Source organism: Streptomyces thermolilacinus SPC6, assembly GCF_000478605.2.
Classification (GTDB): Bacteria; Actinomycetota; Actinomycetes; order Streptomycetales; family Streptomycetaceae; genus Streptomyces; species Streptomyces thermolilacinus.
On the sequence record NZ_ASHX02000001.1, the window covers coordinates 3,183,998 to 3,195,609 of the forward strand.

At 73.6% G+C, this 11,612-nt stretch carries 10 protein-coding genes; 2 read left to right on the forward strand and 8 right to left on the reverse strand.

The genetic code is table 11. The annotated features are described in order from the left end of the window. Positions 1 to 180 precede the first annotated feature (180 nt). Genes J116_RS13705 through pdhA form a run of 3 tightly spaced genes read right to left on the reverse strand, consistent with a single transcriptional unit; the run spans position 181 to position 3,790 of the window. Positions 181 to 1,635, reverse strand: a complete 1,455-nt coding sequence (locus tag J116_RS13705; RefSeq protein ID WP_023587637.1) for a dihydrolipoamide acetyltransferase family protein — start codon at positions 1,633 to 1,635, stop codon at positions 181 to 183. Beyond that, entirely contained in the window at positions 1,635 to 2,651 is a 1,017-nt protein-coding gene (locus tag J116_RS13710; RefSeq protein ID WP_023587638.1) for an alpha-ketoacid dehydrogenase subunit beta, read from the reverse strand. Before J116_RS13710 ends, J116_RS13705 begins: the two co-directional genes overlap by 1 nt. Continuing rightward, on the reverse strand, positions 2,648 to 3,790 hold the full coding sequence (gene pdhA, locus J116_RS13715) for a pyruvate dehydrogenase (acetyl-transferring) E1 component subunit alpha (protein ID WP_023587639.1): 1,143 nt from the start codon (positions 3,788 to 3,790) through the stop codon (positions 2,648 to 2,650). The genes J116_RS13710 and pdhA overlap by 4 nt, the downstream gene beginning before the upstream one ends. Positions 3,791 to 3,989: 199 nt before the next feature. Here pdhA and J116_RS13720 point away from each other — a divergent pair, with 199 nt between their 5' ends. Beyond that, a complete protein-coding gene (locus J116_RS13720) occupies positions 3,990 to 4,502 on the forward strand; it encodes an Lrp/AsnC family transcriptional regulator (protein ID WP_023587640.1) in 513 nt (170 codons plus the stop codon). Between the two features lie 241 nt (positions 4,503 to 4,743). On the opposite strand, the gene J116_RS13725 is transcribed toward J116_RS13720, so the two are convergent. Beyond that, complete coding sequence (locus tag J116_RS13725) at positions 4,744 to 5,337, reverse strand: TetR/AcrR family transcriptional regulator (RefSeq protein ID WP_023587641.1); 594 nt, start codon at positions 5,335 to 5,337, stop codon at positions 4,744 to 4,746. Next, on the reverse strand, positions 5,337 to 6,884 hold the full coding sequence (locus J116_RS13730) for a 3-hydroxyacyl-CoA dehydrogenase (protein ID WP_023587642.1): 1,548 nt from the start codon (positions 6,882 to 6,884) through the stop codon (positions 5,337 to 5,339). Before J116_RS13730 ends, J116_RS13725 begins: the two co-directional genes overlap by 1 nt. Positions 6,885 to 7,007: 123 nt before the next feature. Here J116_RS13730 and paaN point away from each other — a divergent pair, with 123 nt between their 5' ends. Beyond that, positions 7,008 to 8,702, forward strand: coding sequence for a phenylacetic acid degradation protein PaaN (gene paaN / locus J116_RS13735; protein ID WP_023587643.1), 1,695 nt, complete (start codon positions 7,008 to 7,010; stop codon positions 8,700 to 8,702). Positions 8,703 to 8,844: 142 nt separating this feature from the next. Here the strand turns inward: paaN and J116_RS13740 are convergent, their stop codons facing one another. From J116_RS13740 to J116_RS13750, 3 genes are read right to left on the reverse strand one after another with little or no spacing between them, the layout of a single operon-like run. Then, positions 8,845 to 9,513 carry a TrmH family RNA methyltransferase gene (locus J116_RS13740; RefSeq protein WP_023587644.1) on the reverse strand — a complete coding sequence of 223 codons (669 nt, stop codon included), beginning with the start codon at positions 9,511 to 9,513 and terminating at the stop codon, positions 8,845 to 8,847. Next, positions 9,510 to 10,727 (reverse strand): HTTM domain-containing protein, encoded by a 1,218-nt coding sequence (locus J116_RS13745; RefSeq protein WP_023587645.1) that lies wholly within the window; start codon positions 10,725 to 10,727, stop codon positions 9,510 to 9,512. The genes J116_RS13740 and J116_RS13745 overlap by 4 nt, the downstream gene beginning before the upstream one ends. Beyond that, positions 10,724 to 11,596 carry a DUF5819 family protein gene (locus tag J116_RS13750; protein WP_023587646.1) on the reverse strand — a complete coding sequence of 291 codons (873 nt, stop codon included), beginning with the start codon at positions 11,594 to 11,596 and terminating at the stop codon, positions 10,724 to 10,726. Before J116_RS13750 ends, J116_RS13745 begins: the two co-directional genes overlap by 4 nt. Positions 11,597 to 11,612 lie beyond the last annotated feature (16 nt).

The following is an 11,612-nucleotide window of genomic DNA, read 5'->3' on the forward strand; positions in this document are numbered from 1 at the left end:
GGCCCGGCCTCCGGGCCGGTCCGGCCCCGGGGGGAGGGAGGCCGGACCTCCGGGCCGGTCCGGCTCCGGGGGGGGGAGGCCGGACCTCCGGGCCGGTCCGGCTCCGGGGGGGGGAGGCCGGATCCCGTGGGGGGAGAGGGAGACCGGTCCCCGGGGGGAAGGGAGGCCGGACCGCGGCCGCTACAGGGTGCGCAGCAGCACCGCCGGGTGCTCCACGCAGTCGGCGACGTACCGCAGGAACCCGCCCGCCGTGCCGCCGTCGCACACGCGGTGGTCGAACGTGAGGGACAGTTGGACGACCTGGCGGACCGCCAGCTCCCCGTTGTGCACCCACGGCTTCGGGATGATCCGGCCGACGCCGAGCATCGCCGCCTCGGGGTGGTTGATGATCGGTGTGGAGCCGTCGACGCCGAACACGCCGTAGTTGTTCAGCGTGAACGTGCCCCCCGTCAGGTCGGCCGGGGTCAGCTGGCCCGCGCGCGCCACCTCGGTGAGGCGGCCGAACTCGGCCGTGAGGTCCTCGGCCGAGCGGGTGTGCGCGTCACGGACGACGGGCACGACCAGGCCGCGGTCGGTCTGGGCGGCGAAGCCCAGGTGCACCTCGGACAGCCGGACGATCTCGCGGGCCTCCAGGTCCACCCGGGAGTTCAGCTCCGGGTAGCGGGCGAGCGCGGCCGTGCAGATCCGGGCCAGCAGCGCCAGCAGGGAGATCTTCGGCCCCCCGGCGGCGTTCATCGCGGCCCGTGCCGCCATGAGCTCCGTCGCGTCGGCATCGACCCAGCAGGTGGCGTCGGGGATCTCCTGGCGGCTGCGGGTCAGCTTGTCCGCGACGGCGCCGCGCACCCCGCGCAGCGGCACCCGCTCGGCGACGGCGGTCCCCGCCGGTGCGGCGGAGGCCGCGGGCCGGGCCGGTGCGGTGTCCGCCGGGGCCTGCGCGGCGGCCGAGGCGCGCTCGACGTCGGCCCGCAGGATCAGCCCGTCGGGGCCGGAGCCGCGCAGCTGCCGCAGGTCGATGCCGCGCTCCCGGGCGAGCTTGCGCACGAGCGGCGAGATCACCGGGACGGGCCCGTCCACCGGCGCGGAGGGCACCGGCGCGGAGGGCACCGGCGCGGAGGGCACCGGCGCGGCGGACACCGGGGCGGAGGCCGGGGCCGTGACGGGGGCAGCGGCGGCCGGGGTGACGGCGGGCGCGGCCGGGGCCGCCGAGGCGGCGATCGGGGCCGGGCGGACGCGTCGCCTGCGGGTGGTCGAGGTGCTCGTGCCGTACCCGACCAGCACGTTCCCCGAGCCCTCGTCCGCGGACTTGGCGGAGTCGCCGGACGCGCCCGCCGAGGCGGCGCCGTCCGCGCCCCGGCCGGAGGCGGACGGTGACGCGGCGGGCGTCTCCTGGGCTCCGACGGCGACGGTCAGCAGCGGGGCGCCGACGGGCAGCTCCTCGCCCTCCTCGCCGTAGCGGGCGGTGACGACACCGCCGTAGGGGCAGGGCACCTCCACCATCGCCTTGGCGGTCTCGACCTCCACGACCGGCTGGTCGATGGCGACGACATCGCCGACCGAGACGAGCCAGCGCACGATCTCGGCCTCGGTGAGGCCCTCACCGAGGTCCGGCAGCTTGAACTCCAGCACCTGGGCCATCAGCTCTGCGCCTCCCACTGGAGCCGGGCGACGGCGTCCAGGACGCGGTCCACCCCCGGCAGGTGGTGCCGCTCCAGCATCGGCGGCGGGTAGGGGATGTCGAACCCGGTCACCCGCAGCACCGGCGCCTCCAGGTGGTGGAAGCACCGCTCGCTGACCCGCGCGGCGATCTCCGCGCCCGGCCCCGCGAAGCCGGTGGCCTCGTGGACGACGATCGCGCGGCCCGTGCGCCGTACCGACGCGCAGACGGTCTCGTCGTCGAACGGCACCAGCGAGCGCAGATCCACGACCTCCAGGTCCCAGCCCTCCGCCTGTGCGGCCTCGGCGGCCTCCATGCAGACCGGCAGGGACGGGCCGTACGTGATGAGCGTGGCGCTCCGGCCGGCGCGGCGCACCACGGCGCGGCCGATCGGCTCCACCGCGGCCGGGCTCTCCGGCGACCAGTCGGACTTCGACCAGTACAGCCGCTTCGGCTCCAGGAAGACGACCGGGTCGTCGGAGGCGATGGCGGCGCGCAGCAGGCCGTAGGCGTCCTCGACCGTCGCCGGGGTGACGACATGGAGGCCCGGGGTCGCCATGTAGTACGCCTCGGAGGAGTCGCTGTGGTGCTCGACGCCGCCGATGCCGCCGCCGTACGGGACGCGGACGACCAGCGGCATCGGCATGGCGCCGCGCGTGCGGTTGCGCATCTTGGCGACATGGCTGAGCAGCTGCTCGAACGCCGGGTACGCGAACGCGTCGAACTGCATCTCGACGACCGGCCGCATGCCGTAGATGGCCATGCCGACGGCCGTGCCGAGGATGCCCGCCTCGGCGAGCGGGGTGTCCGTGCAGCGGTCCTCGCCGAACTCCTTGGCGAGCCCGTCAGTGACGCGGAAGACACCGCCGAGCGTGCCGACGTCCTCGCCCATGACGATCACGTTCGGGTCCTCGGCCATCGCGTCGCGCATGGCCCGCTGGAGGGCCTGCGCCATGGTGGCGGGCTTGGCCGCCGTCCTGGCTGCCACGGTGGTCATCGGTCGTCACCTTCCGCTTCGGCGTCCAGCTCGGCCCGCAGCTGCGCGGCCTGCTCCCGCAGCTGCGCGGTCTGCTCCGCGTAGACATGGGTGAACAGGTCCATCGGGTTGAGCACGGCGTCGGCGTTCATCCGCTCGCGCAGCCGCGCCGCCATCTCCTCGGCCCGGCCGGCCGCCTCCTGGATGCCGTCCTCGTCGATGAGGCCACGCTCCGTCAGCTCGCGCTCCAGCAGCTTCACGGGGTCGTGCCGCCGCCAGGCCTCCACCTCGGCGCTCCCCCGGTAGCGGGTCGCGTCGTCGGCGTTCGTGTGGGCGTCGATGCGGTACGTCACGGCCTCCACCAGCGTGGGGCCGCCGCCGCGCCGGGCGCGGGCCACCGCCTCGGAGAGCACCTGGTGGACGGCAGCCGCGTCGTTCCCGTCGACCAGGCGGCCGGGCATGCCGTACCCGACGGCCTTGTGGGCGAGCGAGGGGGCCGCGGTCTGCTTGTGGAGCGGTACGGAGATCGCGAAGCCGTTGTTCTGCACGAGGAAGACGACGGGTGCCTGCCATACGGCGGCGAAGTTCAGCGCCTCGTGGAAGTCGCCCTCGCTGGTGCCGCCGTCGCCGATCATGGCCAGCGCCACGACGTCGTCGCCCTTGAGGCGGGCCGCGTGGGCCAGGCCCACGGCGTGGGGGAGCTGCGTGGCGAGCGGGGTGCACAGGGGGGCGATGCGGTGCTCGCGCGGGTCGTACCCGGTGTGCCAGTCGCCCCGGAGCAGTGTCAGCGCCTCGACGGGGTCCAGTCCGCGCGCCACGGCCGCCAGGGTGTCCCGGTACGACGGGAACAGCCAGTCCTGGTCCTCCAGGACGAGCGCCGCCGCCACCTCACAGGCCTCCTGGCCCGTGCTGGACGGGTACACGGCGAGGCGGCCCTGCTTGGTGAGCGCGGTCGCCTGCGTGTTGTACCGGCGGCCGCGCACAAGCTCGGTGTACAGCCTGCGCAGGACGTCGGGCGCGAAGTCGGCGGCCGCGTCCGTGCCCAGCACCCGGTACGGCTCGGGGTCTGGGAGCAGCGGCGCGGGGTCCGTGCGCGGTTTCCACGCCGGGGGCGGGGTGGGCCGGTAAGAGGCCGCGCCGGGCAGCTCTTGGACCGTCATGACAGCACCTCCTCATGGGAGTGGGCATAAGACCCAGGGGGCCGGCGCGGAGTGTGGCGCGCCTCACCTACCGATTGTTCGGTCGTGGCGCCAATTTGGCTACAGGCACCCCGAGCCTGTGGACAAACGGTTTTGCACAGCCTGGGATAGGGGCAGGTCGTCCACAACAGAGAGGTGGGGGGACATGGAGGCTGAACAAATGGCCGATGGCCGGGAGCAGGCGGCACAGGGCGACGACCGCCTGCCGCCGCCACGGCCGCTGGACTCCATCGACCGCGACATCCTCCGGATCCTCCAGACGGATGGCCGGGCGTCGATACGGTCGGTGGCCGAGCGGGTCCACGTGTCGCGGGCGAACGCGTACGCGCGGATCAACCGGCTCATCGACGACGGGGTGATCCGCGGCTTCAGCGCCCGCGTCAACCACGAGCGTGCGGGTCAGGGCGCGTCGGCGTACATCACGCTCAAGATCGTGCAGAACTCGTGGCGCACGGTCCGCGAGCAGCTCAGGGCGCTTCCGGGCGCCGCGCACATCGCCCTGGTGAGCGGGGACTTCGACGTGCTGCTGCTGGTGCACACGCCGGACAACCGCACGCTGCGCGAACTGGTGCTGACCAAGCTCCAGTCGATCCCGGAGGTACTGTCCACGCGCACGCTGCTGGTCTTCGAGGAGACGGACCTCAACCGCAAGCCGGCGCCGGACGAGATCTGACCGGACCGGCGGGTCTGCCGGCCCTGACGGCCTCCGCCGGGTCGCGGAAACGCCTCGGCGCCCGGCGCCCCGCGTACGGGGGCCGGGCACCGGGGCACCACAAGGCCCGGCAGACCGGTACGGCAGCACGGCCGGTCCTGCTCGGCGGGCCGGTACAGCAGACCGGTACGGCAGGGCGGCCGTACAGCTCGGCGGGCCGGTCCTGCTCAGTGGGGGTGCGGCGTCAGCGGGTGCGTGCGGCTCAGCGGGTGGTGCGCAGGCCGTCGAAGGCCAGGCGGGCCACCGTCTCCGCGACCTGACGGCCGTCGGCTCCGTCGCCGGGCTGCGGGCGGTACCACTCCACCAGCGAGTTGACCATGCCGAACAGCAGCCTGGTCGCGATCTTTATGTCCACGTCGGAGCGCAGGTCGCCCTCCGCCGCCGCGGCCTTCATCAGCTCGGCTATGCGGTGGTCGAACTCGCGGCGCCGCTCCAGCGCCCAGCGCTCGGTCCGTGTGTTGCCCCGGACCCTCAGCAGCAGGGTCACGTACGGCAGTTCGTCCACCAGCACCTCGACCGTGCGCCGCGTGACGTACTCGACCCGCTCCACCGCACGCCCGCGCGTGGCGGGGTCCTCGTCCAGGACGGCGAACAGCCCGTCCAGCGCGCGGCTGACCGCCCGCCGCAGCAGCTCCTCCTTCCCCGAGACATGGTGGTAGATCGACGACTTGGAGATCCCGGCCGCCTTGGACAGGTGCTCCATGGACGTGCCGTCGTAGCCGCGCTCGTTGAAGACCCGCACGGCGACCGACAGCAGCGTCTCGGGCGTGTACGTGTCGCGCCTGACGGTGGTCATCACTCGTTCTCCCACTGCTTGTCGGCGTAGGAGTGGCGGTAGTGCGCCAGGGAGGGCGCGTAGCGGCCGGAGGGGTCGCGCTCGTGCATCTCCTCCAGGACGCCGTACGCCCAGCCGCGGCCGAGCTTGCGGCTCCACTCGATGGGCCCCAGCGGGTAGTTGACGCCGAGCCGCATCGCCGTGTCGATGTCCTCCTCCGTGGCGACGCCCTTGGCCACCGCCTCGTACGCGAGGTCGATGAGCCGCGCCACGGTCCTGGCGACGATCATGCCGGGCACGTCGGCGATGACGCTGACCTTCTTGCCGAGCGCCTGGAACAGGCCGATCGCCTGGTCGAGCGTCTCCGGGGACGTGTCGGGCCCCGCGGCCAGCGCGATGCGCGTCGCCTTCCGGTAGTCCAGGGCGAGGTCGAAGTAGACGACGTCGCGGAACTCGACGGACGTCTGCCCGTCCGCGGGGGCGAGCTGGCCGCCGCTGGGCAGCTCCAGGCGCGTGCCGTGGTCCTCTTCCTCCTCGCGGAGGGTGATCCCGGCCTCCCGGATCATGTCGAGCAGCTCGCCGAAGGGCGCGAGGTCGCCCTCGACCACGACGTACGCGGGCGGGTCGGCCGGGTCGGCCGTGTGCGGCTCCGGGCGGTGGGCGCCCTGCTCGTCGTACGTGTACCAGCCGCGCCCGGTCTTGCGGCCCAGCATCCCGGCCTCGACCAGGCGCCGCTGCGCGAGCGAGGGGCGGAACCGCGGGTCCTGGAAGAACGCCTCCCAGACGGACCGGGTCACCGCCTCGTTGACGTCGTGGCCGATCAGGTCGGTCAGCTCGAAGGCGCCCATGCGGAAGCCGCCGGACTCGCGCAGGACGGCGTCGATGGTGGCCGGGTCGGCGCCCTGCTCCTCGTAGACCGCGAACGCCTCGGCGTAGAAGGGGCGGGCGAGCCGGTTGACGATGAAGCCGGGGGTGTCGGCGCAGGCCACCGGGGTCTTGCCCCAGGCGCGGGCCGTCTCGTACGCGCGCGTGGCGGAGGCGATGTCCGTCGCGAAGCCGCTGACGACCTCGACCAGCGGCAGCAGCGGCGCCGGGTTGAAGAAGTGCATGCCGACGAAGCGGCCGGGGAGGCGCAGCGCCCCGCCGATGGCCGTGATGGACAGCGAGGAGGTGTTGGTGGCCAGGAGGCAGTCGTCGTCCACGACCTTCTCCAGGTCCGTGAACAGCTGCTGCTTGACGTCGAGGCGCTCGACGATCGCCTCGACGACGAGTGCGGCGTCGGCCAGCTCGTCCAGCCCCGAGGCGGGGTGGAGGCGGCCCGCGGCGGCGTCCCGGTCCTCCTGGGCGAGGCGGCCCTTGGTGACCAGCCGGTCCAGCCGCCCGAGGAGCGACTCGGCGGCCTGCTCGGCGCGGCCGGGGGCGGCGTCGTAGAGGCGTACGGGGTGGCCGGCGACCAGCGCGACCTGCGCGATTCCCTGGCCCATGGTCCCCGCGCCGACGACGGCGACGGTGCGGTCTCGTTCGACGGCGGTCCCGGCCGCCCGTGTGGTGGCGCCTGTGTCGGTCATGTCAGTGATCCTCCCCGATGCGTTTTCCACAGGTTCGAGAGACCCCCTTGTCCCGACCGATCGTTCGGTTACTCTAGCTCTGTCCGCCTGTTCCTGCCCAGCTCACCGAGGAGTTGGTCCGCCATGGCCGCCGCGCAGCTGACCCCCGCCCACCTGTCCGAGAGCCACCGGCCCACGCTCGATCAGGCGCTGGAGGCGATCCGCACCCGCGCCTACTGGTCGCCGCACCCGGAGCACCCGAAGGCGTACGGGGAGAACGGCTCGCTGAGCGCCGCCGAGGGCCTCGCCGCCCACCAGGCGGTCCTCGGTTCCCGCTTCGAGCTGGACCAGCCCGGCACGGACGGCTGGACGGGCGGCGAGGTCTCGCCGTACGGCCCCGCGCTCGGCGTCGAGTATCCGCACGCGGACATCGAGGTGCTGCTCCCGGCGATGCGCGCCGGTATGGGCGCCTGGCGGGACGCGGGCGCGGAGACACGCGCGCTGGTCTGCCTGGAGATCCTGGCCCGGATCAGCGCCCGGACGCACGAGTTCGCGCACGCGGTGATGCACACCAGCGGGCAGGCGTTCATGATGGCGTTCCAGGCGGGCGGCCCGCACGCGCAGGACCGCGGCCTGGAGGCGGTGGCGTACGCGTACGCGGAGCAGACCCGCACGCCGCAGGACGCCGAGTGGTCCAAGCCGCAGGGCAAGCGGGACCCGCTGGAGCTGCGCAAGACGTTCACCCCGGTCGGCCGGGGCATCGCCCTGATGATCGGCTGCAACACCTTCCCGACGTGGAACGGCTACCCGGGCCTGTTCGCCTCGCTGGCGACGGGGAACGCGGTCCTGGTCAAGCCGCACCCGCGCGCGGTGCTGCCGCTCGCCCTGACCGTGCGGATCGCGCGGGACGTGCTGGCGGAGGCGGGCTTCGACCCGAACCTGGTGGCCCTGGCCGCCGAGCGCCCCGGCGAGGGCATCGCCAAGACGCTGGCCGTCCGCCCCGAGGTCCGGATCATCGACTACACGGGCTCGACGGAGTTCGGCGACTGGCTGGAGACCAACGCCCGCCAGGCCCAGGTGTACACGGAGAAGGCCGGTGTCAACACGGTCGTCGTGGACTCCACGGACAACTACAAGGGCATGCTGGCCAACCTCGCCTTCTCGCTGTCCCTGTACAGCGGCCAGATGTGCACCACTCCGCAGAACCTGCTCATCCCCCGCGACGGCATCGCCACCGACGCCGGCCACAAGTCGTACGACGAGGTGGTCACCGACCTCGCCGCCGCCGTGGACGGCCTGCTGGGCGACGACGCGCGGGCGAACGGCCTGCTGGGCGCCCTGGTGAACCCCGATGTGAAGGCCCGCCTGGAGGCGGCCGCCGGTCTGGGCGAGGTCGCCCTGCCGTCCCGCGAGGTCACCAACCCGGACTTCCCCGAGGCCGTGGTGCGCACGCCGCTGATGGTCAAGCTGGACGGCGCCAAGCCGGACGCTGAGGCCGCCTACATGTCGGAGTGCTTCGGCCCGGTCTCCTTCGCCGTCGCCGTGGACTCCACCGCCGACGCGCTGGAGCTGCTGCGGCGTACGGTCCGCGAGAAGGGCGCCATGACCGTCGGCGCGTACACGACCTCGCCGGACGTGGAGCGCGCGGTCGAGGAGGTCTGCCTGGAGGAGTCGGCGCAGCTGTCGCTGAACCTGACGGGCGGGGTCTACGTCAACCAGACCGCCGCGTTCTCCGACTTCCACGGCTCCGGCGGCAACCCGGCCGCGAACGCCGCCCTGTGCGACAGCGCCTTCGTGGCGAACCGCTTCCGGGTGGTGGAGGTCCGCCGCCCGGCGTGACCCCGCGACGCGGGCGCCCGACCCGGGTGCCCGCGCCCACTGTCTGCCCCGCCCGCGCCGACCGGGCCCCGAACGCGGGGCGCGCCGACCGGGCCCCGAACGAGGGGGGCCAGGGTCGGCCGGGCCCCGGCTCCCTCGTCGCTCAGGCGGGGGTGCCGTCGATCTCCGCGTACCGCTGGACCCAGGCGTGCATGGCGATCGCGGCGGCGGCCCCCGCGTTGATGGACCGGGTCGAGCCGAACTGCGCGATGGAGCACACCACCCGCGCGTGCTTCCGCGCCTCCTCGGTGAGGCCCGGCCCCTCCTGCCCGAACAGCAGCACACAGCGGCGCGGCAGCTCGGTGCGCTCCAGCGGCACCGCGCCCGGCAGGTTGTCGATGCCGATGATCGGCAGCCCCTCCGCCTCGGCCCAGGCCGTCAGCGACTCCGTGTCCGGGTGGTGGCGCACATGCTGGTACCGGTCGGTGACCATCGCGCCGCGCCGGTTCCAGCGGCGGCGGCCCACGATGTGGACCTCCTTCGCCAGGAAGGCGTTGGCCGTGCGGACGACCGACCCGATGTTGAAGTCGTGGCCCCAGTTCTCCACGGCCACGTGGAAGTCGTGGCGGCGGGTGTCCAGGTCGGCGACGATCGCCTCGCGCGTCCAGTACCGGTAGCGGTCGACGACGTTGCGCCGGTCGCCCTGGGCGAGCAGCTCGCGGTCGTACCGCTCGTCCTCGGGCCAGGGCAGGGGGTGCGGCCCGACGCCGACCTGGGGGCCGTAGCCGTCGTCGTACTGGAGGGGGATGTCCGCCTGGGTGTCGCTGCTCACCCGACGAGAGTACGGGGAGCGGGCGCGTCCGGGCCCGGGCCCCGCTCCTCCCGCTCCACGGTCCTGCGGGACCGCAGCCGCCCGCCGACGTGGCGGGCCCGGCCCTCCAGCCACAGCAGGAACACCGTCGGCAGGAAGACCGCGTCCGCGGTGATCATGGCCAGGGAGAAGGCCGGCAGTCCGAGCAGCACCGCGATCCCGGCGTGCTCCATGATCATCACGGCCAGCAGCACGTTCTTGACCCGGCGGTTGAACAAGGTGAACGGGAAGGCGACCTGCACGATCACCGTGCCGTAGGTGATGAGCATGACGACCACGCTGGCACCGGCCAGCAGGTCGGAGACGGCGGGCCACGGGGAGAAGTAGTCGAGGTTCAGCGGGTAGTACAGGGCGGTGCCGTCCTGCCAGCGCGAGCCCTGGATCTTGTACCAGCCGGCCGTCGCGTAGATCAGGCAGACCTCCGCCATGATCACCGCGAGCGTCGCGTTGTGCAGCAGGTTGGCGAGGACGTCGAGCAGGATGCGCGGCTGGCCGGGAGCGAAGCGGCACACCAGCCACCACGCCCCCTGGGCGAGCCACAGCAGCCACAGCAGCACCACGATCCACGGCTCGCCGCTCTTGTCCTGGAACAGCGTCGCCGCCACCGGGCCGAGACCCAGCACCGCCCACAGCGCCACCCCCACCGGATCGGAGCCGCCGCCTTCCGGGCGCCGGGCCCGGCGGCGGGCGTCCAGCGACCAGACGTGTCCGCAGCGGGTGAGGACGAGGTAGATCGCCATGAGGTGCAGGACGTTGTCGCCGCCGTCGCCCATGAAGACGGACCGGTTCTGCAGCGACAGGACCCCCACCATGAACAGCGCGGACGTGGCCCGGGTGCGCCAGCCGACCAGCAGCAGCGCGCTGGAGACCACGGCAAGCGCGTAGACGGCCTCGAACCACAGGGCGGAGTCCGACCACATCAGGACGGTGAAGGAGTGGTTGTCCGCGATCAGCTGCCGCGCCATGTCCCAGCCCCAGGGGCCATCGGGGCCGTACAGCTCGTGGCGGTGGGGGAACTCGCGGAGGAGGAACAGCAGCCAGGTCGCGGAGAAGCCGATCCGGACGACCGCGCTCTGGTACGGCCCGAGGACGGTGCCGGTGACGCGCTGGACGGCGCGGGCGAGGCGCAGATGGGCGCCTTCCCTGCGGGGCGCGGGGACGCTGGTCGGGTTCACCTGGCCTCCTCCGCGGTACGGCCGCCGGTCACGCCGCCCGGCAGGTCGGCCGCGGTCACGGCCCACCAGGGCAGGAGCCGGTAGTACGGCCGGGTGTCCGTCTTCTCGCGGCTCCACGGCGGGGCGGCGACGCTCGTGGTCGCGGAGCGCACCTGTATCCGCTCGACCTTGCCGCCCAGCTCGTGCTTCTCCAGCCGCAGCAGGGCGATGCGGCGTATGTAGCGCTCGGACAGTCCTGCGCGCAGCGTGTTGGCCTGGTCGTCGTCGCCGTGCTGGTTGGCGTAGAAGTCCCAGGCGCGGCGCAGCTCGTTCTGCTGCACGTGGCTGGGGAAGGGGTTGCCGCGGATGGCGGCGGCGTCCTCGGCGGTGAGGTCGATCCACGGGGTGACCCGGCGGGTGCCGTCACGGGTGACCTCGGCGCGGACCTGGACCGCGATGTTCTGCTGGAGCGGGTTGGGCGCGAACAGCTTCCAGTTCTGCTCGAACTCCGGCATGACCCAGGCGTCGACCGTCTCGCCGTGCTGCTTGGACAGCGTGTTCGACGGCGCGACGTGCAGGAAGACCATGCCGACGTGGAAGCAGGCGACCAGCCCGATCACCGCGAGGGCGACGGCGCCCACGACCTGGTACGGCAGGGAGAGCGCCGCCAGCCCGGCACGGTCCTGGGGGGCCTCGTGGTGGGCGGCACGGTCCTGGGCGCCGCCGGGGTCCGGGATCGCCGTGCGGTCAGGCGAGCCGGGGTTCTGGCGGCCGAAGTCGGGGGAGCCGGCGTCCTGGGGGCCGGCCTGGGCCGGGATCGCGGCACCGCCGGGACTCCCGCCGCCGACCGCGTGCCCGGCGCGTCCGCGCTGCTCGTCGTACGACTCCATCCCGCCCCGTTCCGCG

Coding starts and splice junctions, on each gene's coding strand:
- J116_RS13705 (WP_023587637.1), bottom strand. CDS start 1,635: ATGGCCCAGGTGCTGGAGTTCAAGCTGCCGGACCTCGGTGAGGGCCTC.
- J116_RS13710 (WP_023587638.1), bottom strand. CDS start 2,651: ATGACCACCGTGGCAGCCAGGACGGCGGCCAAGCCCGCCACCATGGCG.
- pdhA (WP_023587639.1), bottom strand. CDS start 3,790: ATGACGGTCCAAGAGCTGCCCGGCGCGGCCTCTTACCGGCCCACCCCG.
- J116_RS13720 (WP_023587640.1), top strand. CDS start 3,990: ATGGCCGATGGCCGGGAGCAGGCGGCACAGGGCGACGACCGCCTGCCG.
- J116_RS13725 (WP_023587641.1), bottom strand. CDS start 5,337: ATGACCACCGTCAGGCGCGACACGTACACGCCCGAGACGCTGCTGTCG.
- J116_RS13730 (WP_023587642.1), bottom strand. CDS start 6,884: ATGACCGACACAGGCGCCACCACACGGGCGGCCGGGACCGCCGTCGAA.
- paaN (WP_023587643.1), top strand. CDS start 7,008: ATGGCCGCCGCGCAGCTGACCCCCGCCCACCTGTCCGAGAGCCACCGG.
- J116_RS13750 (WP_023587646.1), bottom strand. CDS start 11,596: ATGGAGTCGTACGACGAGCAGCGCGGACGCGCCGGGCACGCGGTCGGC.